This is a genomic window from Nocardia sp. CA-120079 (assembly GCF_050955745.1).
Classification (GTDB): Bacteria; Actinomycetota; Actinomycetes; order Mycobacteriales; family Mycobacteriaceae; genus Nocardia.
In genome coordinates this window covers 3,788,660-3,813,917 of the sequence record NZ_CP192088.1, presented here as the reverse complement: position 1 = coordinate 3,813,917, position 25,258 = coordinate 3,788,660, and the positions used below count along the sequence as shown (strand labels likewise).

Sequence of the window (25,258 nt, the reverse complement as noted above, 5' to 3'; positions counted from 1 at the left end):
ACACCGATGCGCCGGTGAACCTGGTTCGCCGGTGCGAGAGTCGCTGGGTTTCGTCGAGCAGCGCTACCGCGAATTCCGCTACGGATATCGCCGAGACTCGGTCGGCATTCATGAGCAGTTCGTCCGCGCCGAGCCGGTCGGCGCCGGTTCGCCGACCCTGCGCGAGGCCCACGGCGATTCGCTCTGACACGCTCGGCGACAACCCCGCGGCACTGCGGGTCACCACCTCAACTGTCGAAGGCGTCGAGAAGCTGTTCGGCGGCCAGTGCGGCGGTCAAGGTTCCGTCGCGCACCTGCTTCTCCACTTGTGCGCGAATGGCTTTGACGTTCGGATTCTCCGCGAGGCGGCGCAGCAGTTGGTCGTGCACCATGGTCCAGGTCCAGTCGACCTGTTGGCGGCGCCGCTTTTCGGCGAATTCACCGGCCTCGGTGAGCACCCGGCGGTGGTCGAGGACGGTGTCCCAGAACTTGTCCAGCCCATGGCCTTGCAGACCGCTCATGGTGAGCACCGGTGGACGCCAGAGCGCGTCGTGCGGATGGATGAGGCGCAGCGCCCCGGCCAACTCGCGAGCGGCGGCCTTGGCCTCGATCTCGTGCTTGCCGTCGGCCTTGTTCACCGCGACCAGGTCGGCGAGTTCCAGGACACCTTTCTTGATGCCCTGCAACTGATCTCCGGTGCGGGCCAGGGTCAGAAAGCAGAATACGTCGACCATATCGGCGACCGTCACCTCGGACTGACCGACACCGACGGTCTCCACCAGGATCACGTCGTAACCCGCGGCCTCTAGCACCACGATGGTCTCGCGGGTCGCCTTGGCGACGCCGCCGAGGGTGCCCGCGGTCGGCGACGGACGGATATAGGCGTTGCGCTCCAACGACAGTCGCGCCATGCGGGTCTTGTCACCCAGGATGGAGCCGCCGGTGCGGGTCGAGGACGGGTCGACGGCCAGCACCGCGACCCGATGCCCCTTGCCGATCAGATCCATACCGAGCGCATCGATGAACGTCGACTTGCCGACGCCGGGGACACCGGTGATGCCGACACGATTCGAGGTGACCGCATCGGTCGGCGGGGTCAGCTGCAGCAGCAGTTGCTGCGCAAGCTTGCGATGATCGGCCCTGGTCGACTCGACCAGGGTGATGGCCCGGGCAAGGGCGGCCCGCTCCTGAGAGCGGACCGCCTGCGCGAGCGCGTCGACATCTATGACGCGCTTCGCACCCGTCGCCCGACCACCACCGCTGCTCGAATCGCTGCGCGATGCTGGAGTCATTCGCCGCTGCCGCCGCCGATCTCGTGACCGAGTTCGCCCGCCAACTTCTTCAGCAGATCGATCGCGGCGTCCGCGATCACCGTGCCGGGCGGGAAGATCGCGGCGGCACCCGCCGCGTACAGCTCCTCGAAGTCACCGGGCGGGATGACGCCGCCGACGATGACCATGATGTCGGGTCGCCCGACATCGGCCAGTGCCTGCCGCAAGGCGGGCACCAGCGTGAGGTGGCCGGCCGCCAGCGAGGACACACCGACGACGTGTACGTCGTTATCGGCCGCCTGCTGCGCCACCTCTTCCGGGGTCTGGAACAGCGGGCCCACATCGACGTCGAAGCCGAGGTCGGCGAAGGCCGTGGCGATCACCTTCTGACCTCGGTCGTGCCCGTCCTGGCCCATCTTGGCGACCAGGATGCGCGGCCGACGACCCTCCGCCTCGGCGAATTCCTCGACGAGTTCGATCGCCTTGCTGATGTTTGTCACCTTCCCGGCCTCGTCGCGGTATACACCGGAGAGCGTACGGATCTCGGCCTGGTGGCGGCCGTACACCTTTTCCAGCGCATCGGAGATCTCACCGACGGTGGCCTTGGCGCGCGCGGCGTTGATGGCCAGCGCGAGCAGGTTGTTCTCCATGCCGCCCTCGGAAGCGGCCGCCGCACGGGACAATTCGCCCAGCGCCCGCTCCACCTCGGCCGAATCGCGTTCGGCGCGAAGCCGGTTCAGCTTCTCGATCTGTTCGGCGCGCACCCGCGAATTCTCGACCTTGAGGACCTCGACCTGCTGGTCCTCTTCGACCTGGTACTTGTTCACGCCGATCACGGGCTGCTGACCGGTATCGATGCGAGCCTGCGTGCGAGCGGCCGCCTCCTCGATGCGCAGCTTCGGGATGCCCTCGCCGATCGCCTGCGCCATACCGCCGTGCGCCTCGACCTCGGCGATATGCGCGCGAGCGCGGTTGGCCAGCTGGTGGGTGAGCCATTCCACGTAGTACGAACCACCCCAGGGGTCGATCGGGCGGGTGGTGTTGGACTCCTGCTGAATCAGCAGCTGGGTATTGCGGGCGATACGCGCGGAGAAGTCCGTCGGCAGGGCCAGCGCCTCGTCGAGGGCGTTGGTGTGCAGCGACTGGGTGTGGCCCTGGGTCGCGGCCATCGCCTCGATGCAGGTGCGCGCCACATTGTTGTAGGCGTCCTGCGCGGTCAGCGACCAACCCGAGGTCTGCGAATGCGTCCGCAGCGAAAGCGATTTCGCGCTCTTGGGCTCGAACTTCGCGACCAGCTCACTCCAGAGCAGCCGTCCCGCACGGAGTTTGGCGACCTCCATGAAGAAGTTCATGCCGATGGCCCAGAAGAACGACAGCCGCGGCGCGAACTTGTCGACCTCCATGCCCGCGGCGATACCCGCGCGAATGTACTCGACACCGTCGGCGAGGGTGTAGGCCAATTCCAGATCGGCCGTGGCTCCGGCCTCCTGGATGTGGTAGCCGGAGATGGAGATCGAGTTGAACTTCGGCATCTTCGCGCTGGTGTAGGCGAAGATGTCGGAGATGATCCGCATCGAGGGCTTGGGCGGGTAGATGTAGGTATTGCGGACCATGAACTCTTTCAGAATGTCGTTCTGAATGGTTCCGGCCAGCTGTTCCGGTGCGACGCCCTGTTCCTCGGCCGCGACCACATAGAGCGCGAGGATCGGCAGCACCGCGCCGTTCATGGTCATCGACACCGAGACCTGATCCAGCGGGATGTGGTCGAAGAGCTGACGCATGTCGAGGATGGAATCGATGGCAACACCGGCCATCCCCACATCACCTTGGACACGCGGGTGGTCGGAGTCGTAGCCGCGGTGGGTGGCCAGGTCGAAGGCGACCGACAGACCCTTCTGGCCCGCCTGCAGATTGCGGCGGTAGAAGGCATTCGAATCCGCAGCGGTGGAGAAGCCCGCGTACTGGCGAATGGTCCACGGCTGGTTGACGTACATCGTCGGGTACGGACCGCGCAGGAACGGCGCGATACCGGGCACGCTGTCGAGCGGATACCCTTCGGCCGCAATGGCATCACGGTCGGCCTTGGTGAAAACCGGTGGCACATCGATACCTTCGGGCGTCGACCACACCAACTGTTCGGGGGTGTAGTTGTTCGCCTCGGCGGCGGCGCGCACATAGGCGTCGACCTGTGCGGAGTCGACGTCGGCGGGCTCGGCCGGACGTTCGGACAGCGGCACCTCGGCGAAACTACCGATCCGGTGCTCGATGCCGCCCGGCTCGTCGATTTCGCCCGGCTTGTCGATATGACTCAATGTCATCAGGCTCCCACCTTCTCCAGCAGGTCGGACAGTGCGGCCACCGCATCGATGCGGGCCGCGAGATAACCGTCGGGGCGCTGTGCGGCGCCGAGGTCGGCGACGGCCTTTTCCGCACCGGCCAGCAGCACCGTCTCGATACCGGCGGCCCGCAACTGCTCGGCCGCCGGGCCCGCCTGCTCGGCGTAACGCTTGTCCGAACCACATAATACGGCGATCGTGGCACCGGATTCGGTTGCCGCCGTCCCGATTCCGGCCACATCCAGCGGACCGGGGTTGATCGACTCGATACCGCCCGAGGCCAGCAGGTTCGCAATGAAGGTGACCCGCACATTGTGCTCGGCCACTGTTCCCAGCGGCACCAGCAGCGCACGTGGTCGCGCCCCCTTGGCGGCGAGGTAGGCATCCGAGCGGTTGCGCAGCGCCTCGAAGGCGGCGCCGTAGCGAACCACCTGTCCGGGCCGGCGCGCGGCCTCCGACAGCGGCTGCTCGGCCAGGTTCGGGAATTCGTTGACACCGGTGACCGCCGTCTTGCGGTGTGCCACATCGGCGTCCCGAGCCGACCGGGTCGCGGCGATCCGCTCGGCGAGCAGGCCGGAGTCCAGCGCGGCCGGGTAACCGCCCGCGGCCTCGAGCTCCTGCATGAACTCCCATGCCTTGGCGGCGAGTGCGGCGGTGAGATCCTCGACGTACCAGGAACCGGCGCCCGGATCCTGCACATGACCGAGGTGCGACTCCTCGAGCAGCAGCAGCTGGGTATTGCGAGCCATGCGGTCGGCGAACGACTTCGAGACGCCGAGTTCGCCGGGCGGCAATGCCGAATCGAAGGGCAGCACCGTGACCGTGTCCGCGCCACCGACTCCCGCGCCGAAGGCCGCGAGGGTGGTGCGCAGCATATTCACCCACGGGTCGCGCTGGGTCATCATCGCGGCGGAGGTCACCGCATGCTGCGGGGCGTCACCGAATGCGGGTGCGCCGCACACATGCGCGACGCGGGCCCAGAGCTGGCGGGCCGCACGGAATTTCGCGATGGTGGCGAACTGGTCGTCGGTCGCGGCGAAGCGGAACTCCAACTGCTCGAAGGCATCCGCGATGTCGTGACCGCCTTCGGCGAGTGCACGCAGGTAGGCCAGGCCGGCGGCCACCGCCGCACCGAGCTCCTGGGCGTCCGAGGCGCCCGCATCGTGAAAGACGGTGCCGTCCACCGTGATAGCGCGCACGCTCTCCGGACGCTGCACCGCCTGACCGGCCAAGTCGATGGCCTCCGCCAGCTCGATATCGGCGGTTCCGGCGAAGCGACTGGTGAGCGGGGCCGCACCCAATGCGACTCGAATTTCGGTCCGGTCCGCCACCTGGTAATCGTCGAGCTGCGCGAAGACCTGTTGTGCCGCTGCGGAAACCGCGTCACCCGCGGCGAGTGTCAGCGGTGCCAGTTCGAACAGCAGACCCGACAGCGCCGCGGGCAGTTCGGCCACCGGCACACCGCGCTCCCCCGCGCCGAGCCACAGTGCACTGATCCCGTTCTCCAGCGCGGCCAGGATCTCGCGATTCGCCGCGGCGCCATCGGCCGCGCCGATGAAGGCGCTGACATACCAGCCACGATGCACGTCCCTGGTGGCGTCGCGGCCACGAACGAACGGATATTCACCCGGCAGCGGCAGTTCGGCCCGCTCATTCCCGCGGGTGTACAGCGGGGCGATGGTCAGACCGTCGTAGGTCTGTTCCTCGAGCAGCTTTTCTGGCTCCTCCGGAAGTTCGGCGACGTCGACCCTGCGGGCCTTCGCCAGTACCTCCGCCACGCCCTTGCGCCATGCGGCGTAATCGGGCACCGGCTCTGAAGCAATCGGCATAGCTGCTGTTCCTCTTCTCCTCGACGCACATCTCGCGTGCGCCCGAAACCGTTGCATTCGCCCAGCTCAGCGAGCACATCGGTTAACGAGCATTCGTCGGCGTTTCCTTCGATGCTAGCGGCAGCTCCGCAGCCGGTTGACCGTGGCCGCCACTACCAACGGGTAACCTTGCGCGGTGCTCAGGCTCATCCGTGACCCCCGCATCCTCGCCCTGCTCGTCGGTGGCGCGGCGCTGTTCACCGCGGCCATGCTGGTCCCGCTACCGACACCGCAGCAGATGCAGGATTGGGCCACCTCGGTCGGCCCGATCTTCCCGCTGCTGTTCTTCGTGGTCCATGCGCTGGTCACGGTGGCCCCGGTCCCACGGACCGTGCTGACGGTGAGTGCGGGCGTCCTGTTCGGTCCCGCGCTCGGCATCGTCCTGGCCGCCTCGGCGACCACGGTCAGCGCCGCACTCGCGATTCTGCTCGTCCGCGCGCTGGATCGGGATCGAGTGGCCGCCCACCTCACCCATCCGGCGGTCCGATCCATCGATGAACGCCTCGAACGCCGCGGCTGGCTCGCCGTCGGCTCGCTGCGCCTGATCGCCTTCGCACCGTTCTCGGTGATCAACTACTGCTGCGCCCTCTCCTCGATCCGCTTCTGGCCATACCTGATCGCCACCGTCATCGGCATCCTCCCGGGGACCATCGGCACTGTCATCCTGGGCGATGCTCTCACCGGCCGTACCCACCCCGGCATGCTCGCAGTCTCCGGGGTGCTCATCGCCATCGGCATCATCGGTTTGATCATCGATGCGCGCTGGACGCAAACCCACGAGCCGGATCTCGAGACCGCCCCCGTCACCGTGACCGACTGACGCCCGAGCGGCGTATGCACGCTTTGCATCGATTCCGGTTTGCGGTTGCGTGCGGACGGCTAACCCGCAACAGCAACGACCGCTCGAAGGGAGGTGACGAACGATGGCGGTACACGCAGTCGAACCAGGGCCGAACGGCAATAACCACGACAACTGGAATCAAGACCCCCGCGAAGATCTAGCCGACGACGTCATCCGACCGTGGGGCCGATGACGACCTGAGCTAATCCACGGTCAACTCGATCGGGATGGCGAAGACATCGACCATCGCGCCGTTGCGCAATACCGTCACCGGCATCGAGACCCCGATGGCGTCGCCGAAGAGTTGGCGTTGGATGCCCTGGGCGTCGGCCACTTCCGAGCGGGCGACGCTGAGTACGAGGTCGCCGCGGCGCAGCCCCGCGTGATCGGCGGGGCCGCCGCGGACGACTTCGACGATGCGGACACCGGCATGTTGGCCGGTCCGGGCGGCGACCGATGCGGGCAATGGAGCCGGAACGCCGACCAGGCCCAGGTAGGCGCGGCGCACCCGGCCGTCTTTCAACAGGGTGCTGATGATGCGACGCGTGGTGGCGTTGATCGGGATGGCGAGGCCGAGTCCGACGCCCGCGACCGCGGTATTGACACCGACCACCCGTCCCGATGAATCCGCAAGTGCGCCACCGGAATTGCCCGGATTAAGGGCGGCATCGGTTTGGATCACGTCCTCGATCACCCGACCGGCCCGGCGGGAGGCGACCGGGACAGCGCGCCCCAGCGCGCTCACCACGCCCGCGGTCACCGAGCCCGCCAACCCCAGCGGACTTCCGACCGCCACCACCAATTGGCCGACCACCAGCTTGTCGGCATCGCCGAGCACCACCGCGCCCGGCGCACCGGCGCGGGCGCGCAGCACCGCGAGATCGGAGAGCGGATCGATGCCGACGACGTCGATGCGTGATTCCACACCGTCCGCGAACACCACATCGCCGCTGCTCGACGAGCCGACCACATGCGCGTTGGTCAGCAGGAATCCGTCGTCGGTGAAGACCACCGCGGATCCGCTCCCCCGCCGGGTCCGGACACTCGCGACATGTGGTGTTACCGACGCCGCGACGGCGATGACCGACCGCGAGTACGCGTCCATCGCCGAATCATCCAGATCCTGTTGCCGTGTGGTGTCTTCCGGACCCGACAACGGGACCGACTCGTCGTCCACGCTGACCACCATCCTGCTCATCGGGCGCGCACTCGATATCTAGGCCGCCCTCTCCAGCATCCTCCGCCACATCGTCCGGTGCAGCGTGTTCGCCACAGGCGCAACCGGATTCATCCGACGTTCACCAACGCCCGCGGAGGCAGCGCGTCCGCGCACAACTATTGCCCAACCGTCTGAGACGGTATCGGGTGCGAGCGTCCGGGCGCGACGGAGCCGAGGGTGCAGTTGGTCGTGGATGCCACCTGCCCGAGGATGTCCGCGATGCCACCGCGCCCCGCACCTGCTCCGAGCAGCCGAGCGTCAGCCGCGCCCCGCCGCCGCGCAGCACCTGCCCGGCCGTCGCCCGGCCGAGCTGGTGCGCGGGAACCACGCGATTGGTGGAGATTCGTTCGATTACGCGCCGGGCACGCGATCCAGGAAGCCGTGCACACCGATGATCCGGCCGTCCTCGGCGAGCGTGATCACATCCGTCCCGGCAACCGGTGCGCTCCCGTCGGGCGAAACCAGCTCCCAGGAGAACCGGGCGGTACTGTGGTGTCCGTCGACCGCTCCTAGCTGCCGGAATTCGAAGCCGGGGAACTGCTGGTGCACGCCCCCGATGGCCGCGGTCAGTTGCTCGTGTCCGGCGACATCGGCCAGTGGATCGGTGTAGAAACCGTCCTCGCGCCAGGCCGCCGCCACTGCCTTCGCGCGCACCTCGTCATCGGTGGCATTCCATGCCGTGAAGTAGCGCCGCACCGCATCCTCGTACTGATACATAGCGAATCATCCTCTGCTGGAAGGTATTTCGGTCTCCGCCGGAAAGCTCCGGCGGATGCCCTCAACCTTGCCCGCTGCCGATCACGGAGTCGATTACGCGCGAGGTAAGGATCAGCGCGCGAACCACCGCGGCCACTGATGGCCGCGCTCCCACACCGTGTCCCCGGCGACCACGACCAGATCGCAGATCTCGGTGACCGCGCGACGCGACGCCCAGATGTGCTCTCTGCTCGGCACGATGACCGCACGCGCACCGCAGCGCACGATGGCCGCGAGCAGCCGTGCGACCGGATCGCCCTGCGGACCCACCTTCATCGAGACCAACTCGTACCCCATTCGAGCCGCGCAGCAGCGGGTCACCCGCACATCGTGATCGACCATCGATCCCGAAATATCCCACCGCACGAACCCGATCGCCCACGGTTTGATCGCCACCCCGTTGCCAAGTGACCCCGTTTCGCTTGCCAACCGCCCGACAACCTCCCATGGTTCCGACCCGCTCATATCACCAACCCTGTCTGCCAGCACCCACCCAGAACGGTAGAAAATCGGCCGGGCGCGGCACCATGGTTTTGCGGGGATTTGCGGAAGTTGTTGACCCATTTGACGCTGACCGGTGACGATGGTGTGCAGCCAGCGCAATACCCACGCGAGACGAGGCCACTCTGATGCGTATACAACTGCTCGGCGGACCCACCAACAACACCGGCTCGCCCCGGCTGTGGATCGATGAGGATCGACATCTATATCTCGTGCAGGGCTACCGGGTGGCCCATGACGCGAACCGCGTCGAAATACCGCATATGCTGCTCGGCTGGCTGCAGCCCGGCACCTACATCGGCGCTCCGCTGCTCGATTCCGGGCACGGTTCCTTCACCCTCGCCGGACAGCCGATCACCGATCCGGATGCCTTGGCGCATATGCGTATTCCCGAGCACGAAACCGCGGTCGCGGTCCCGGTCGGACAGAGCCCGTGGGAATGGTAATGCAATGCTCTTCTTCAGCATCGAGGAAACCAACGATCTCATTCGCGAGACCCGAAGCGACGCTTTCCATCTCGAGGTATCCGATGACCACTCCCAGGTCTCCGACGAGACCGAACCGATGCGCCGCGTGCTCGCGGGCCTTCCGCCGTTCGAGGAGGAGTCCTATCCGCCGTCGTGGCGGGCCTGGGAGGAGCTCACCAGCGAGGTCGCCGGACGCGGTGTGCCGATCCGGCGCGTTCGGGTGGTCTCGGAGCCGCTCACCGACTACGTGCGATTCCTGCACGCGCTCACCGATCGCAATCAGCGCTACGGCGAGGATATCCGCTGGCTGCCAAGGCATCTCGCCGATCCCTCGGAATACACCGACGACGAATGGTGGCTGCTCGACGATACGGTCGCCTTTACGATCTTCACCAAGACCGGCGATCTGGCGGGGGCCGCGGTGACCACCGACCCCGTGCTGGTCGCACGCTGCACAACAGTACGAGATACACTGTGGAACAAAGCAATTCCGCACCACGACTATATGCCCGGCGGGCGGAGTGGATGACCGGTGTAGAGCAGTCCCGGCAAGCCTTCGGGGCACGCTTACGCGAAGTGCGCAAGGCCGCACATCTGACCGGCGTGCAGCTCGCCGCCGACGCGGGCTGGCATTCGGCCAAGGTGTCGCGCATCGAACACGGTAAGCAAACGCCGAGCGATAGCGATCTGGCCGAGTGGTGCCGACTGTGCGGCGCCGAACTGCTGCTGCCGGATCTGCGTGCGGCACTGGCGAATATCGAGGCGCTCTGGCAGGAGTGGCGGCGCATCGCCGCGACCGGACATGCCCAGCAGCAGCGCCGCCGCATCGAGTTGGAGGCGCGCGCCACCACCATCCGCAATTTCGAGAACGCAGTCGTCCCCGGCTTGTTGCAGACCGAACCCTATGCCAGAGCCGTGCTGGAGACCTGTATCGACTTCGTCGGCGGTATCGACGATATCGATCGCGCGGTGGCGGCGCGGATCGCGCGCCAACGGATTCTGCATCACGGCACCCATCGGATCAGCATCCTGTTGGCCGAACAGGCGCTCTACACCACCGTCGGCGACAACGAGGTAATGGCCGGTCAGCTCGAACGTCTCATCGATGTGATGCCGCTGCCCCGGCTCGCACTCGGCATCATTCCGCGGACGGCGGACTTCCTTTACACCACAACATGTTTCGTACTTCTCGACAAACGCATCGCGGAGGTCGAGACCATCTCGGCGGGTCTGACCATCACCCAGCCGCGCGAACTCGCGTACTACGAGAAGACCTGGGCAGCGCTGCACCGGCAGGCCCGGTACGGCGAAGCCGCCCGAGCCATAATCACCGATGCGTTGAAGCTGCGGTTGACGCAGCTGTAGTTACAGTGCCGCACGGAGTTTCGCGGCATTCTCGTAATCGTGCTGCCATTCGGGGCCGGTGGGAGCGAGGATGACGCGTTCGACGCCGGCGTCCCGGTGGGCGACGAGCAATTCGACAGCCGCCGAATGATCGGCGGGCAATGTAGGCGCCACCACGGTCACCGCTGGCACCGGGCGATCGAATCCTGCTGCCAGCGTCCGCAATTCGTCGAAGTCGGCGGCCAACTGGTCCAGGCCCGGCTGCAGGGTGATCCAGCCGTCGGCGTATTCGGCCGCCCGCCGCCGCGCCCGAGTCCCATTGCCCGCCACCAGGACCGGCGGCATCGTCGATCCGGGTGCCAGCGCCACGTCGACGCCGTTGACCGTTGCGGTCGAACCGGTGACGAGATCGGGCAGCACCCGCAGCGCCGCATCGGTGCGCCGACCGCGGTTCTCGAATGTCGTACCGGCCGCGCGCCAACCGATATCGCCGTGCGCCGGATTTCCGGTGCCGACACCGAGCAGCAACCGGTTCTCCGATACGTACTGCAGCGTGCTGATCTGCTTGGCCGCCCACGCCACCGGGCGCAGTGCGAGCAGCATGACGTTGTAGCCGATCCGGATCCGCTCGGTGACGGCGGCAGCGGTCGCCAGCGTTACGGTGCTGTCCAGCATGGGCGCGCTGGCCACGAGATGGTCGGTGGACCACACAGATTCGAGCTCGAGTTGTTCGGCGAGGCGGGCGGCGGCCCGCACATCGCCGAGGATCGGATGCGCCGGATCGGGGGTGGAGGTCGGGAGGATCACGCCGATATCGAAGGTCATGAGCACAACGTTAGGAACGAATTGTGAGCGTTCCAATGGCTCGATCGCTCAGCCCCATGCCCGCAACGCTCATTCCGTCGTGGCCGCCTGCTCGGCGGGTTTGCGGTGCAAGCCCTTTCGGTCGTAATACTGGGTCACCAGGGCACCGACGACCAGGCCGACGCCCAAACCGAGCACCGCCATCCAGCTTCCACGCGCGAGTCCGGCGGCACCGTTGGCGTTGAAGTAGAGGATGGCGCGCAACCCCAGGAAGACCTGGTGCATGGGTTCGAAGGTGGCCAGCCACTCGAAGTACGTCGGCGTGGCTTCGATGGGCACGCTACCGCCCGAGGACGGCAGGCCCAGCACGATGAACAGGATCAGATTGACCAGCAGACCCGCGGTGCCGAGCGCGGCCAGCACCGACAGCGCGGTCACACCGACCGCGATGATCGCGAGCACGCAATACAGGAACAGCGCGAGCGGATGATCGAGCGGCACGTCCAATGCCGCTGCGACACCGAGGAATACCGCGGAGACGATCGGTGCGGTGACGATCAGGATCGCCCATTTCAACAGCAGGGTGCGGAAGCGGGAGATCGGCGCGGCCGGATAGTGCACGTACCACGGGCCGTATTCGGTGGGCGCGAAACCGAGGGCGGAATCGGTCATCGCGTGGATGATCATCGCGCCGGTGAATCCGGCGAGCAGCACCATGATCGTGTAGAAGAACGCGGACAAACCCTGTCCGGTGCCCTCGGGCAGCGGCCGATAGGGATCGACCACCACCTGGATCGGATGGGCGAGCATCAATTGGCTGGCACCGGCAAGCTGTGGCGCCTGGCCGCCCCCGGCAGGTTGCAACTGCGTCTGCACGGTATCAGTGAGTTGTTTGCCGACTGTCTCATCGACGCGAGTCAACGCCTGATCGGCGATGCGCTGCATGACCCCGGTGGCGAAACTGCCCGCCCGAGGGTTCGTGTGCACCGTGATGATCGGCTGTTCGACCTTGCCCGGCACCACACCGGCCGCGCCGAGAATGGCCAGCCGCTTGCTGAAGTCACTGGGGATGACGATCGCACCGTAGACCTTGCCCTGGCTCAGTTGCCGTTGTGCCTCGCCGAATCCGACGACCCGCAGGTCGATCTTGTCGGTGGGCAGGCTCGCGACGAGTGCGTCGGTGATCTGATCGCCGACATTGGCGGGCTTGGCGCCCAGGGTGTCGCCGTCGTCCTGATTGACCAGTGCGACAGGGAAATCGTGCAGGTTCTTGGTCGGATTGACCACATATGCCAGATACATCGTGGCCAGCAGTGACATGAGCAGAGTGACCACGGCGATCGGGGCGATCCAAGCCCGTGGCCGCAGATGGCGGGCAGCCGTTCCGGCAATCGTCATGGGCGCACGGTAATCCGTCGCGGCGGTTTTTCGGTACCGATCCGGCGCGTATCGGTGGCTGCTCACACCCCGCCACCGACACCCATCACCGAGACCGCGATCACAGCCTCAGCGCAGCCAGCCCTTCTCCTCGGCCGCATTCATCCGCGATATGGTGCCGCGCATATCCGCGACGCCGATTTCGCGGCCATGGCGGTCATAGCCGTTGGTGGCCACCAGCACGAATTGCGCCATCAATCATTAGAAACCCGCCGCAGCGGTCCGTCAATCAGTTGCGCAAGTATGCGCAATCTGCGATATCGGGCGATTGAGCCTGGTTACATGCGCTCGGGTGCGGCAATGCCCAGAAGTCCGAGTCCGTGCGCGAGCGTCCGCGCTGTCGAATCGCACAGTGCGAGACGGTTTTCCCGTATCCGATCGGACGCGGTGAGGACCGGGCAGGTCTCGTAGAAGGCCGTGAAGTCGCGCGCGAGGTCGTAGAGGTATCCGCACAGTCGATGGGGTTCGAGGGTTGCGGCGACCTCGATCACGACGGTGCTGTAGGCGTCGAGTTCGAGTGCCAGGGCCCGTTCAGCGGGTTCGAGTGCGATCGTCGGATCGATCCGCACGGCGTGATCTCGAGCTTTGCGCAGGATGGACCGGATTCTGGCGTGCGCGTATTGCAGATAGACGCTGGTGTTGCCGTTCAATGCGACCATGCGGTCCAGATCGAAGGTGTAGTCCTTGACCCGGGATGTGGACAAGTCGGCGTATTTGACCGCACCGATCCCGGTCGGTTCGGCGATCGCGTCGAGTTCGGCGGCGACCAGGTCCGGATTCCGTTCGGCGACAACGGCTCTGGCCTTCGTGACAGCATCGTCGAGTAGGTCCGTCAGTCTGACCGTGCCGCCCGCACGGGTTTTGAAGGGCCGCCCATCCGGGCCGAGCACGGTGCCGTAGGCGATGTGTTCGGCCTCGATGACATCGGTCGACCAACCGGCCCGCCGGGCGGCTTCGAAGACGAGCCGAAAGTGCAGGGCCTGACGGGAATCGGTGACATACAGCAGCCGCTCGGCGCGCAGGGTCTGCACCCGGTACCGGATGGTCGCCAAATCCGTTGTGTCGTAGCCGTATCCGCCGTCGCGCTTGCGCACCATCAGCGGGACCGGTTGGCCGTCAGGGCCATCGACCTCCTCGGAGAAGACGACCAGGGCGCCGTCGCTCTCGACGGCGATGCCCTTGTCGACCAGCTCGGCGATGGTGTCGGCGAGCATCGGGTTGTAGAACGACTCGCCGACATAATCGGCGGCTGTCAGCAGCACACCGAGCCGATCGTAGATTTCACCGAACGCCCGCTCCGATTCGGCGACGATCTCCTGCCACCGCCGCAGGGTGGCCGCATCGCCGGATTGCAGCGCCACCACCCGAGCCCTGGCCCGCTGCGCGAACGCCGGATCACCGTCGAATTCCGTCCGCGCCGCCTTGTACAGGCCATCCAATGCCGAAACCACCGACGCATCGCCGCTCAGCTCATCGCGCCGCCAGAGCAGCCCCGGATGCTCATCCAGATATTGGATCAGCATCCCGAACTGAGTCCCCCAGTCTCCCAAGTGATTCTGCCGAATCACCGCGGCGCCGAGAAAGGTCAGCACCCGTGCGATGCAGTCGCCGATGATCGTTGTCCGTAGATGCCCGACATGCATTTCCTTGGCGATATTGGGTGCCGAATAGTCGACCACCGTCCGCCGCCCACGCTCGAAATCCGGTACACCCAACCGCCCATCATCGAGTCGAGCCGAAACCTGTTCCCACACGGCATGATCCGACACGGCGATATTGAGGAATCCCGGACCCGAAACCGTCACCGCGTCGAACAGGCCATCGCCCGAACCCAACGCCGTGACCAATTCCGCGGCGAACTCGGCGGGCCGCACCCCCACCCGCTTCGCGGCCGCAAGCGCGACATTCGACTGGAAATCCGCACGCTCTGAGCGCCGCACCACCGGATCCGTCCCCACCAGGTCCGCACGAGCCCGACCGATCGCCGCGCCTACGGCCACGGCAACCCGATCGAGCAGCGGCAATACCCCGGAATCAGCCACGCGCAATCTCCTGTCCTTGTGGACCGTGAGTATTGCAGCGCACCCGATGCCACGCCGAACCATTTTCCCCAGCGGGCGCTGACCAGGTCACCGCGGCGAGACCGCCCTGCCTGCGGACCGGCCGGTAGCCTCGACGAGTGGCCGAGGCTCGGTGTTCGAGGAAGGGAGCGGCTGTGACCGCATTCCGTGTGCGTAGCGGACTGGCCGTGCTCGCGGCCACCGGACTGCTGACCGGCTGTTCAGATAAGGCCGCACCGGACGCCCATCCCTCCGCCACCCCTGCGGCCGGCTCATTGGCGAACTGCACACCGCTGACCGAAGAGCAGATCAGCCGGGCCGCGCAGGCCGACACCCTCACCACCCGCCACCGTCCACCGATCTGCGTCTGGCAGGCACAACGCGGCGCCGACGAATCCGAGCTGACTTTCACCTACACCGACCGCGAATCGCTCCAGCAGACATGGCAGCGGGCCGAGAACGACGGTTTCCAGACCGAACATCTGACGATCACCGAACAGATCTTCGGCGCGACCGTCACCGCGACCGGTTTCTATACACGCGATCCACAGGATCCTGGTGACTGCGCGGTCGCAGCCGCGGACAACGGCACCATCGTCTGGCGCGCGCAAAACAATTCCCACACGACAACACCCGATCCCTGCGCCATCGCACTCCAATTGGCAACGCTGACCATCGATCTCGCGCCGTAGGCAACGAGCAAGAACACCCCGGATCTCGACAGGATCCGGGGTGTTCGCGGCTACTGCGCCGGCGGCTGCCAGGACTGTCCCTGCGGCCCGTCCGGACGGTACGCCGGCTGGTGCGGCGGAATCTGCTGCGGCGGGGTCTCCTGCCGAGCTGGCATTACCGGCTGATGTGGGGAGGGCTGGGTTCGGGTCACCGGAGTCGCCACGCCCTCCACCGAAGCGCGGGCATCGGCCTCCGCCGCGCGCACCGCCTGTTCGATGGCCGGATCCCGGGCCGTATCGAACCAGCCCTCGACATCGGAATCGTCCTCCGGCTTGCTCTCCACATCGTCGACCGGGGTGGGTTCGTAACGGAATACGCCGTCCTCGCCCTTGGTCGCGAAGTTCTGGGCGAAGCCTTCGAGCGCCTTGCCGAAATCGCTCGGCACCAGCCACACCTTGTTCGCGTCACCGCGGGCGACCATCGGCAGCGTCTGCATGTATTGGTAGGCAAGCAGTTCCGGTGTCGGCTTACCGGATTTGATTGCGGCGAAGACCTTTTCGATGGCCTTTGCCTGGCCCTGCGCCTGCAGGTAGGCAGCGGCCCGTTCACCCTGGGCGCGCAGAATCCGGCTCTGCCGTTCACCTTCGGCCGCCAGGATCGAAGACTGCTTTGCGCCCTCGGCGGAGAGGATCTGCGCCTGCTTGGCGCCCTCGGCCGTCTTGATCTGTGACTCTCGGGTGCCCTCCGCGGTGAGGATCATGGCACGCTTTTCGCGGTCGGCCTTCATCTGCTTCTCCATCGACTCCTGGATCGATGGCGGCGGATCGATGCTCTTGAGTTCGACCCGCGCGACGCGCAGCCCCCAGCGCCCGGTGGCCTCGTCGAGCACCCCGCGCAGCTGACCGTTGATCTGATCGCGGGAGGTCAGCGTCTGCTCCAGGGTCATGCCGCCGACCACATTGCGCAGAGTCGTCACGGTGAGCTGCTCGACGGCCGCGATGTAGTTGCTGATCTCGTACACCGCCGCCTGCGGACTCGTCACCTGGAAGTACACGACGGTGTCGATATGCAGGGTCAGGTTGTCCTCGGTGATCACCGGCTGCGGCGGGAAGGACACCACCCGCTCGCGCAGGTCGACCTTCGCGCGGATCCGGTCGGCGAAGGGCACCAGGAACGTCAGCTGGCCCGAGACTGTGCGCGAATATCGGCCTAATCGCTCGATGACGGCCGCCTCCGCCTGTGGCACCAGGGCGATCGACTTGAAGACCACCACCACGACCAACAGCACGAGCACGGCGGCAACGATGAGCACAGCCATTTACGGCTCCTTCCAGACGACGGCGGTCGCGCCGTCGATCTTCATGACGTACACCGTAGTTCCCTTGGGATACTCGACCGTCGAATCGAACGGCCGCGCGGTCCACTCTTCGCCACCGATTTTGACCAGGCCGCTGTGTTCGGCGACCGGTTCGAGCACCAGCGCCTGCTTGCCCGGCAGCGCATCGACATTGGTCGGGATCGGCGGCGGAGTTCCGAAGCGGCGCCGCAGAACTGGCCGCACCCCGAGCAGCAGTATCAGCGCCAGCACCGCGAAGATCACGGCGTCGGCGACCAGTCCGGTATCGGCCACCGCACCGACTCCCGCGGTGCCGAGCGCGGCGACGCCCAACATCAGCAGCGTGAGGTCCCCGGTGAGCATCTCCGCCGCCGCGAGCAGCAGGCCCGCGACCAGCCAAACGATTGCGGCCACAGCCCCACTGTAGTGGTCCGAACCACTTCTGGGGCGCGACAGACTCGAGATCACCGGCGGCGGTTCGCCGCGTCTTTTGTCGCACTGCTCAGCCATCGAAGCCGAAACGACTGTGCGCCCATTGATTTCGGCCGAAACGCCGACCCAGCGGCAATCCGCTGAACCAATCCGGCTCCGCGTCCGTAATCGCAACAACATCGCGGACGAAGGACGAGGAACCTGGCATGTTTCGGAGATCACGCACCGTCATTTCGGCTGCCTGCATAGTGGTAGCCGGTCTGCTGGCCGGGTGCGGCATCGCCGGTATACCGGTCGCGGCCGAACCCGATGTTCGCAAGCTGGAGATCGGCGATTATCCGGTCGACAAATACCACTACGACCAGGACGCGCACGGCAACGGCGCACTGCTGGAAGGCATTCGGATGGCCGAGGCGGTGGTGCCGACGAGCCGTATCGATCCGAAATTGACCTTCGGTGTGCTCGGTGGCGTCGTATCCGACAACCAGGAAGCGGCCGACTACTACACCGGCAGCGCGTCGATACCGGTGCTCGAGCGCCACAAAATGCTGGCCGCCTACGGCGCGGTCGGTGCGGACCGCCCCTATGAGCCGTTCCAGATCGATCAGCGCGGCCCCGGCCCGGACGTCACCATCATCTCGCAACTGCTGATGCGTTTCCCGAACGCGACCGAGGCCGAACAGGCGGCACGCGAACTCGAAGCCGCCGATTTCGCGGTCGCACCCGATCAGAATAAGCGGCTCGAGCTGGACAAATATCCCAATGCCCACATCCACTGGCGGCCCGATGTCGCCAATATCGGATCCTTCATCGCCGATAAGGAATTCGTCCTGCAGGTATTCATCCAGCGACCCAAGGCCGATGAACGCGATCTACTGGGCTGGCTCGGCAACACCTTCGACGCCGAACTCGCCGTCGCCGACAAATTCCGGGCCACCCCCGTGGACCAACTCGACGACTTGAAGATCGATCCGGATGGGCTGCTGGCCCGCGCTGTCGTCCGCGACCGCCGCAACCACACGCTCGACCTGCGCGAATTCAGTGTGTACGGCCCGGCCATCGTCGTGCACACCGCCACCAATCAGGCCACCTCGCAGCGGATGATCGACGAAACCGGGTTGGACGCCTGGGCGATCGCGGACGACACCATCGTCTATCGAGTGCGCGACGAGGCCTCGGGGCCGCGCCTGGTCAACGAGCTCATCGCGCGTTCCGGTGACGAATACGATCCGATCGATGCGCCCAAGGATGTGCCCGGCGCGATCTGCCAGCGACTCAATCGGCGCGGTGATACCGATAAGCAGTACAAGCACAGCTGCTACGTCACCTATAAGCGCTATGTCGGGAACGTAAACGGCGATAACGAAGCCGACGTTCGGCAGAAAGTGGCGGCGCAATACGCGCTGTTCGCCAATAGTCTGTGACCGGCACACCAACTCGCTTGCGCCGCAACCCGAACCGGCGGTGCTAGTTTCGGGCGGGTGAGCGAGCGTGACATGTATGGCGGCGACATCTTCTCCGGACATTCGCGATCGAAGAAGCGGACCGTGCCGACGGTCGTCGCCGAACGCGACCTCGTGGTGGAGGATGCGGTGACCGGATTCTGCGGTGCCGTGGTCGGATTCGACCGCAGCTACGACGGCGAATTCGTCAAGTTGGAGGATGCGCGCGGTGCCGTGCGGCTGTTCGCATTGCGCGAGGCAGCATTCCTGATCGACGGTGCGCCTGTCACGCTGGTGCGGCCCAAGGCCGCGGCGCCGCAGAAGCCGACCCGGTCGGCATCGGGTTCGACTCGGGTGGAGGGGCTGCGCGCGCAGGTCGCGAAGACGAGCCGGATCTGGGTGGAGGGCGTCCACGATGCCGCATTGGTGGAGCGGGTCTGGGGGCACGATCTGCGGGTCGAGGGCGTGGTGGTCGAACATCTCGAGGGTTTGGACAATCTGGCCGAGCGGCTGACCGAATTCGCGCCCGGACCGGGTCGACGGGTCGGTGTGCTGGTCGACCATCTGGTCACCGGTTCCAAGGAAACCCAGCTGACCACCGGCCTCGGTAAGTATGTGCTGGTCACCGGGCATCCCTATGTCGATGTCTGGCAGGCTGTGCGTCCTGCCGCGGTCGGTATCGCGGCATGGCCGGAGGTGCCGCGCGGGGAGGATTGGAAGACCGGCATCTGCCGTCGTCTCGGCTGGGGCACACCGCAGGAGGGGTGGCGGCGGGTCTACAACGCGGTCGAATCCTTCCGCGATCTGGAATCCCCCCTGATCGGCGCGGTGGAGCGGCTCATCGACTTCGTCACCGAACCGGAGTGACCTGTATATCGGGTCCATTCGCTGAAATCATGTCCCACTCCGCGGAATTCGGCCCGCACGCCGACGGCGGCGGCGCACCCGCCGTTGTGGTACTCGCGGTACCGGGTGGCGGATCGATGCGCGCAGCTCACCGGGGTATCCGGCATGGCCGCCCCCGAGTCGCAACCCTCCTTTATGCTCGATAATTATGTGCTCTCCTAGTGCCACGCTGACGGTGTGGGCCGGCTCCTGGCTGGCCGGTTGCAGCGCGCCCGACGACATCCTCGAGGCGCTGTACGCCTGGGCGCCGCGGCACACCATCGCCGCAGGCGATCCGTTGACCGGCGGCCGCGACGACCTGCCGTGGTCTTCTCGCGACAACCTGTCCGGCACCGGAGTCATGGCGCTACTCAAGGTGATTCGCGAGGCGATGGCACAACCCGGTGCACAGCTGCGCTTGGTGTTGCCGGTGCCCGGCGATGTGCGCGGACTGCCGACCGGAACGGCCTTCGCCGCTGATGCCATCGAGGCGGGCGAGGGAATGTTGTTCGGCGTTCCGGGCGAGCAGGGCACCGGATTGATCCCGCAGTGGCCCGATGACGACACCCTGCAGTGGACCGTCTACAGCACCCCGATTCCGACCGCGCCGGGCCAGGATATGTCGCTCGGCGAGGCGGAATACACGATGCGTGAAGCGGTGCGCGATGCCGCCGACGCCCTGATGCGCCTGCACACCACTGCCGCGGGCGCGTCCGTCGACTCCGACCCACGCGAACTCATCGAGGCCGAGCTCGCGGATTACTCCCGCCACGACTATCCGGATTCGATCCCGTTGCGCGCCAGGCGAATCCTCGACAGCGCCGACCACGTCGCCGCCATCCTCACTGTCGCCCAACGCGAACCGGCCTCCTCCCCCACTTCGGCCACCGCCATCGGCGCGCAGGAAGACCTCCTACGCCCACTGTGGGACGCGATCCGCGCCGCACGGTTGGTGGCGGTACACGCCGCGGCTCGTGGCAATTCGTAAAGCACGGCGCAAGGCGGCCACCGGTCCCGTAGGCGCGAGAACACCGGCATCCTCTGGTTGAATGGGCCGAGCGATCGCCTGAATCGTCCGGGAGGCGCCATGTTTCGCATATCTCGCATTGCCGCGGCGGTAACCGCCGCATTCATCGTCGCCCTCAGCGCCCCTGCCGTTCCCGCCACGGCGATCGTGGGCGGAAATACCACCGCGGCGAGCGCCTACCCGTGGCTCGCCGCCGTCGGCAGCCCGTTCTACGTCTTCCGACCATCCGGGCAGTTCTGCGGCGGTGCGCTCATCGCGCCCGATCGGGTTGTGACAGCTGCGCACTGCGTCGATGTGGCGCGGCTGCTGCCGCAGGCGATCACCGTCACCTTCGGCCGCACCGACCTGCGCGCGCACGACGGAGTCACCGTGGGAGTCAAGGAGATTCGCATCGACCCGGATTTCCGGGAATCCGATTTCGAGGGCGAGACCGTGCACCACAACGATCTCGCGATCCTCGTCCTCGACGAGCCGAGACCGGGCCCGTTCCTGGAAATCGCCGCGCCACAGGGCGATCCGCGCGCATACGGCGACACCGGCACCATCGTCGGCTGGGGCGCGACCTCCGAGAGCGACACTTCGAATACGCTCCTGCGCTCCGCACCCGTCCCGATCGTCTCCAACGCCACGTGCGCTGCCGCATATGGCTCCGCCTTCGACCCCGCCGATATGCTCTGCGCCGGATCCCCCGACGCCGATACCGCCGAATACGACAGCGGCGATCCACTCCTCGTCGCGGGCCGCCTGATCGGGCTCACCTCCTGGGGCAAGGGCAGCGCCCGCCCGGGGTATCCCGGTGTCTACGCCTACCTCACCACCCTCAGCTTCTGATCGACAACACCGCGACGGAGCCTGCCTGAACTGGTCTGCGGGTCCCGACGTCAGCCTGGACCGCTGTATACATCGTCGACACCAACACCGAACGAGTGTTTGTGCTGGCGGGTTGCCGACGACCGGAGTTGCGAGGTAGTCGAACATTGCCGGGAGGCTGCGGTCCAGTCGTATACTCGCGTCATGGCGGATCACCAGTCCTCCATCGAATCCCCCGGGACGCCGGTTCTTGTGGTGCACACCCGGGAACGCGTCTATCGGCTACGCGCTGGGACGGCGTATAACGTCGGTCGCGATCCGGCATCCGACGTTATCGTGACCGATCCACGCGCGTCTTCGGTGCATGCGGTGCTGGAGCGCGGTGCGGACGGTTGGGAAATCGAGGATGCGGGCAGCCTCAACGGCACCTTTTTCGAAGGTCACCGCGTCGAGCGGATGCTGATCGACCACGACGAGACGTTCCAGCTCGGTCACGCCGTGGACGGCGAGCAGTTGGCCTGTTCCCTAGAAGGGCAAGAAGACCAAACCGGCCAAAAGTCCGATGCCGATATCGGGGTAGACACGATGATCGTCTCCGATCCGGGCTACGACCTCGCCGATGAAGCAACGATCACGAGATTCCACGCGGGTCGGTCCAGGCGAGTTTCGCGAACGTCACCTTCGGTGGCCCGCCCCAGCGCGATCGTCCAGATCACATCGCCCACCATTCGGATCGGACGCGCGGCCGACAACGACATCGTCGCGCACGACCTCATGCTCTCCCGCCATCACGCCGAGCTGCGCACGATCGGCGACGGCAGATACCGGATCGTCGACCTCGACAGCCACAACGGCACCTACGTCAACGGCCACCGGATCGACGCCGCGGACCTGTCCGAATCCGATCTGATCGGCATGGGCCACACCACGTTCCGGCTGGTGGGCAACGAACTGCGCGAGTTCGTCGACACCGGTGACGTATCGGTCTCGGTGCAGAGCCTCACCGTGCGGACTCCCGAGGGCAAGGTGCTCCTCGACGGGGTCAGCTTCCCCATTCCGCAACGCTCACTTGTCGGAGTCATCGGGCCGAGCGGAGCGGGCAAGTCGACACTGCTCGGCGCGGTCACCGGGTTACGGCCCGCGACTGAGGGGACGGTCCGCTACGACGGACGCGACCTGTACACCGACTACGACGAACTCCGGCACCGCATCGGACTCGTCCCGCAGGAGGACATCCTGCACAACCAGCTTCCGACCCGGCGCGCACTGCTTTACGCGGCCGAGCTGCGCTTCCCCGGCGATACGCGCGCCGAGGAGCGCGAACAGCGGGTCGACGAGGTCCTCGACGAGCTCGGTTTGGCGCGGCACGCCGATACTCGCATCGATCGGCTCTCGGGCGGGCAGCGCAAACGGGTCAGCGTGGCACTGGAGTTGCTGACCAAACCGTCCCTGTTGTTCCTCGACGAACCGACCTCCGGCCTCGACCCGGGCCTGGACAAGACGGTCATGGAAATGCTGTCGGAACTGGCGCACGACGGACGGACCGTCATCGTCGTCACTCACAGCGTGGCGAATCTCGATTCCTGCGACCGCCTGCTGGTCCTGGTGCCCGGCGGTCGGCTGGCCTATTACGGGCCGCCCGCCGAGGGGCTGCAGCAGTTCGCACAGCGCAGCTGGGCCGAGGTGTTCCAGGCGTTCGACCGCGAGGAAGACCGCGACTGGGCAGATGAGTTCCGTACTTCGCCACGCTTCGAAAACTACGTGGCGGTCGGGCTGACCGACGACGTCGGCCCAACGGAAGTACACACACCCGCGCCCCCGCCCGCACAGCAGTCCAAGCTCAGCCAGCTCAGCACCCTGTGCCGGCGATATCTGGCAGTGATCGCCTCGGACCGCAGCTATTTGGCCCTCCTCGGGGTGATGCCCCTGCTACTCGGCGGCTTGATCGCTGCGATCCCGTCGGGCCAGGGATTCGCCGGCGCGCCGGGATCCAATATCGATGCCGCGACCAAGCTCATGATTTTGGCATTCGGTGCGTGCTTCGTCGGCACCGGCAACTCGATTCGCGAGATCGTCAAGGAACAGACGATCTATCGCAGAGAACGCGCGGCCGGCCTGTCGGCCGGAGTCTATTTGATGTCGAAACTGCTGGTCCTGGGCGTGATCACCGCCCTGCAGTCGGCGGTGCTCGTGCTGATCGGCCTCATCGGTGTGGATAGACCGCCCAAGGGGCTCTTCACATCCGTCGAGCTGGAGCTGATCCTGGCGATGGCGCTGCTCGGGATCGCATCGCTGGCATTGGGCTTGCTGGTGTCGGTGTCGGTGAACACCTCGGAGAAGACACTGCCGCTGCTGATTGTGCTGTCGATGGCACAGCTGGTGCTCACCGGCGGGCTGGTGCGGCTACCCGGCACCTTCGGCCTGGAGCAACTGGCATACATAGCGCCGGCCCGCTGGGGGTTCGCCGCCGGAGCCGCCACCATCGACCTGGACACCCTCTCACCGCACTCGGGCGCGGCCGACCCGCTGTGGAAACACAGCATCGGCACATGGCTGCTCGATATGGGAGTCGTCGCCGGGCTGGGGGCAGTCTTCCTAGCGCTGGCCTGGTACCGCCTGTATCAGCTGCGTCCACGGCGCCGCGGTGCGCGCCGCGCGAGGATTTGACGGCGGACGCCCACTTCGACAGCTACGTTGCCGCGGCAGGCCGTCGCGGTGCGGCACAGCAGTCGATTGCGCAGGGGGCACCGTTCACGGTGCACCCATAACCCGGAATGTCGCCGAGTCGGCGCGGCGGGATACCGGTCAGGTGCTCGTTGATCAGTTCCACGACCAACTGCGCGAAGCGGGGATCGGTTCCGGGGGTGGCCGCCCGCGCGAACGCCATGCCGAGTTCCTCGGCCTTCTCCTTGGCCTCGTTATCCAGATCCCAGATGACCTCGAGGTGATCGGAGACGAACCCGACCGGGCAGACCACGACCGCATCCACACCTTTGCCGGACAGATCCTCGAGATGATCGACGATATCGGGGTCGAGCCAAGGAATCTGCGGCGGACCGGAGCGGGACTGCCACACCACGTCGTAATCGGTGAATCCGGTTGCGGCGGCGCACAATCGCGCGGCCTCGGCGACCTGACGACTGTACAGCCGACCACCGTCCGCGGGCGGTCCGGCGGAAATATCGGCCGACACCGGTATCGAGTGCGCGGTGAACACCAGCCGGGCACCTTCCCGGCGCTCGGCCGCAAGCGAATCCACCGCGGCGCGAATCGCCGCGGCAAACGCCTCGATCAACAGTGGATGATCGAAGTACTGCCGCAACTTCACCAGTTCCGGCGCGTCCGGCCCGAAAGCGCTACGCGCCCTTGCGATGTCCTCGTCGTACTGCAGGCAGCCGGAGTATCCACCCCACGCCGAGGTCGGGAACACCAGGGCAGACCGCACACCGTCGGCGGCCATGCGCGCGACGGTGTCCTCGACCATCGGATCCCAGTTGCGGTTACCGAAGTACACCGGCAATTCGATTCCGGCACCGGCCAATTCGCGCTCCACCGCGGCGATGATGTCGCGGTTGAGCGCATTGATCGGGGAGACACCGCTGAAGTGCAGGTAATGCTGCGCGACCTCCTCGAGACGTTCGCGCGGCACGCCCCGGCCCCGAGTGACGTTCTCCAGGAACGGCATCACGTCCTCGGGCCGCTCGGGACCGCCGAACGACAGCAGCAGCAGGGCGTCGGCGGCCCGAACCACGGTGTCTCCCTTCGGATTAC

General features: G+C 66.3%; 24 protein-coding genes. 11 read left to right on the top strand and 13 right to left on the bottom strand.

Features of this window, described 5'->3' with window-relative positions; all coding sequences use genetic code 11:
* Window positions 1-31 precede the first annotated feature (31 nt).
* Window positions 32-187, top strand: a complete 156-nt coding sequence (locus ACQPYR_RS17535) for a hypothetical protein (protein ID WP_433633475.1) — start codon at window positions 32-34, stop codon at window positions 185-187.
* Between the two features lie 40 nt (window positions 188-227).
* Here ACQPYR_RS17535 and meaB read toward each other — a convergent pair whose 3' ends face one another.
* From meaB to ACQPYR_RS17520, 3 genes are read right to left on the bottom strand one after another with little or no spacing between them, the layout of a single operon-like run.
* Window positions 228-1,271 (bottom strand): methylmalonyl Co-A mutase-associated GTPase MeaB, encoded by a 1,044-nt coding sequence (meaB, locus tag ACQPYR_RS17530; protein ID WP_433633473.1) that lies wholly within the window; start codon window positions 1,269-1,271, stop codon window positions 228-230.
* Window positions 1,268-3,568, bottom strand: coding sequence for a methylmalonyl-CoA mutase (scpA, locus tag ACQPYR_RS17525; protein WP_433633471.1), 2,301 nt, complete (start codon window positions 3,566-3,568; stop codon window positions 1,268-1,270). The genes meaB and scpA overlap by 4 nt, the downstream gene beginning before the upstream one ends.
* Complete coding sequence (locus ACQPYR_RS17520) at window positions 3,568-5,415, bottom strand: methylmalonyl-CoA mutase family protein (RefSeq protein WP_433633469.1); 1,848 nt, start codon at window positions 5,413-5,415, stop codon at window positions 3,568-3,570. Before ACQPYR_RS17520 ends, scpA begins: the two co-directional genes overlap by 1 nt.
* Window positions 5,416-5,590: 175 nt before the next feature.
* On the opposite strand from ACQPYR_RS17520, the gene ACQPYR_RS17515 reads away from it, so the two are divergent.
* Window positions 5,591-6,274, top strand: a complete 684-nt coding sequence (locus ACQPYR_RS17515) for a TVP38/TMEM64 family protein (RefSeq protein ID WP_433633467.1) — start codon at window positions 5,591-5,593, stop codon at window positions 6,272-6,274.
* 223 nt (window positions 6,275-6,497) lie between these two features.
* Here the strand turns inward: ACQPYR_RS17515 and ACQPYR_RS17510 are convergent, their stop codons facing one another.
* The 3 genes from ACQPYR_RS17510 to ACQPYR_RS17500 form a co-directional block, all read right to left on the bottom strand.
* Entirely contained in the window at window positions 6,498-7,400 is a 903-nt protein-coding gene (locus ACQPYR_RS17510; RefSeq protein WP_433635164.1) for a S1C family serine protease, read from the bottom strand.
* Window positions 7,401-7,865: 465 nt separating this feature from the next.
* Window positions 7,866-8,231 carry a nuclear transport factor 2 family protein gene (locus tag ACQPYR_RS17505; protein WP_433633465.1) on the bottom strand — a complete coding sequence of 122 codons (366 nt, stop codon included), beginning with the start codon at window positions 8,229-8,231 and terminating at the stop codon, window positions 7,866-7,868.
* Window positions 8,232-8,342: 111 nt separating this feature from the next.
* Complete coding sequence (locus ACQPYR_RS17500) at window positions 8,343-8,735, bottom strand: hypothetical protein (protein ID WP_433633463.1); 393 nt, start codon at window positions 8,733-8,735, stop codon at window positions 8,343-8,345.
* Between the two features lie 164 nt (window positions 8,736-8,899).
* Between ACQPYR_RS17500 and ACQPYR_RS17495 the strand changes: the two genes are divergently transcribed.
* The 3 genes from ACQPYR_RS17495 to ACQPYR_RS17485 are packed head-to-tail and all read left to right on the top strand — an operon-like array spanning window position 8,900 to window position 10,603.
* Complete coding sequence (locus ACQPYR_RS17495) at window positions 8,900-9,217, top strand: hypothetical protein (RefSeq protein WP_040691888.1); 318 nt, start codon at window positions 8,900-8,902, stop codon at window positions 9,215-9,217.
* A 4-nt stretch (window positions 9,218-9,221) separates the two neighbouring features.
* Window positions 9,222-9,767: a DUF6879 family protein gene (locus tag ACQPYR_RS17490; RefSeq protein ID WP_433597674.1), complete on the top strand. Its 546-nt coding sequence runs from the start codon at window positions 9,222-9,224 to the stop codon at window positions 9,765-9,767.
* A complete protein-coding gene (locus ACQPYR_RS17485) occupies window positions 9,764-10,603 on the top strand; it encodes a helix-turn-helix domain-containing protein (RefSeq protein ID WP_433633461.1) in 840 nt (279 codons plus the stop codon). The genes ACQPYR_RS17490 and ACQPYR_RS17485 overlap by 4 nt, the downstream gene beginning before the upstream one ends.
* On the opposite strand, the gene ACQPYR_RS17480 is transcribed toward ACQPYR_RS17485, so the two are convergent.
* The 4 genes from ACQPYR_RS17480 to argS form a co-directional block, all read right to left on the bottom strand.
* Entirely contained in the window at window positions 10,604-11,407 is an 804-nt protein-coding gene (locus tag ACQPYR_RS17480) for an LLM class flavin-dependent oxidoreductase (protein ID WP_433633459.1), read from the bottom strand.
* 69 nt (window positions 11,408-11,476) lie between these two features.
* Entirely contained in the window at window positions 11,477-12,784 is a 1,308-nt protein-coding gene (locus ACQPYR_RS17475) for a YhgE/Pip domain-containing protein (protein ID WP_433633457.1), read from the bottom strand.
* 108 nt (window positions 12,785-12,892) lie between these two features.
* Window positions 12,893-13,018 (bottom strand): hypothetical protein, encoded by a 126-nt coding sequence (locus ACQPYR_RS17470; RefSeq protein ID WP_433633455.1) that lies wholly within the window; start codon window positions 13,016-13,018, stop codon window positions 12,893-12,895.
* 83 nt (window positions 13,019-13,101) lie between these two features.
* Entirely contained in the window at window positions 13,102-14,865 is a 1,764-nt protein-coding gene (argS, locus tag ACQPYR_RS17465; RefSeq protein WP_433633454.1) for an arginine--tRNA ligase, read from the bottom strand.
* 173 nt (window positions 14,866-15,038) lie between these two features.
* On the opposite strand from argS, the gene ACQPYR_RS17460 reads away from it, so the two are divergent.
* Window positions 15,039-15,575, top strand: coding sequence for a DUF3558 family protein (locus ACQPYR_RS17460; protein ID WP_433633452.1), 537 nt, complete (start codon window positions 15,039-15,041; stop codon window positions 15,573-15,575).
* A 50-nt stretch (window positions 15,576-15,625) separates the two neighbouring features.
* On the opposite strand, the gene ACQPYR_RS17455 is transcribed toward ACQPYR_RS17460, so the two are convergent.
* The gene (locus ACQPYR_RS17455) at window positions 15,626-16,873 is read right to left on the bottom strand and encodes an SPFH domain-containing protein (RefSeq protein ID WP_433633450.1); all 1,248 of its coding nucleotides are present in this window, start codon (window positions 16,871-16,873) and stop codon (window positions 15,626-15,628) included.
* Entirely contained in the window at window positions 16,874-17,305 is a 432-nt protein-coding gene (locus ACQPYR_RS17450) for an NfeD family protein (protein ID WP_433633448.1), read from the bottom strand.
* 224 nt (window positions 17,306-17,529) lie between these two features.
* Between ACQPYR_RS17450 and ACQPYR_RS17445 the strand changes: the two genes are divergently transcribed.
* The 5 genes from ACQPYR_RS17445 (at window position 17,530) to ACQPYR_RS17425 (ending at window position 24,154) form a co-directional block, all read left to right on the top strand.
* A complete protein-coding gene (locus ACQPYR_RS17445) occupies window positions 17,530-18,747 on the top strand; it encodes a DUF7373 family lipoprotein (protein ID WP_433633446.1) in 1,218 nt (405 codons plus the stop codon).
* A 57-nt stretch (window positions 18,748-18,804) separates the two neighbouring features.
* Window positions 18,805-19,632 (top strand): DUF3097 domain-containing protein, encoded by an 828-nt coding sequence (locus ACQPYR_RS17440; protein WP_433633444.1) that lies wholly within the window; start codon window positions 18,805-18,807, stop codon window positions 19,630-19,632.
* A gap of 187 nt (window positions 19,633-19,819) precedes the next feature.
* Window positions 19,820-20,638, top strand: coding sequence for a hypothetical protein (locus tag ACQPYR_RS17435; protein ID WP_433633442.1), 819 nt, complete (start codon window positions 19,820-19,822; stop codon window positions 20,636-20,638).
* 99 nt (window positions 20,639-20,737) lie between these two features.
* Window positions 20,738-21,508: a S1 family peptidase gene (locus ACQPYR_RS17430; RefSeq protein WP_433633440.1), complete on the top strand. Its 771-nt coding sequence runs from the start codon at window positions 20,738-20,740 to the stop codon at window positions 21,506-21,508.
* A 183-nt stretch (window positions 21,509-21,691) separates the two neighbouring features.
* Window positions 21,692-24,154 carry an FHA domain-containing protein gene (locus ACQPYR_RS17425; RefSeq protein WP_433633438.1) on the top strand — a complete coding sequence of 821 codons (2,463 nt, stop codon included), beginning with the start codon at window positions 21,692-21,694 and terminating at the stop codon, window positions 24,152-24,154.
* Window positions 24,155-24,176: 22 nt separating this feature from the next.
* Here the strand turns inward: ACQPYR_RS17425 and ACQPYR_RS17420 are convergent, their stop codons facing one another.
* Window positions 24,177-25,238 carry a ferrochelatase gene (locus ACQPYR_RS17420; RefSeq protein WP_433633436.1) on the bottom strand — a complete coding sequence of 354 codons (1,062 nt, stop codon included), beginning with the start codon at window positions 25,236-25,238 and terminating at the stop codon, window positions 24,177-24,179.
* Window positions 25,239-25,258 lie beyond the last annotated feature (20 nt).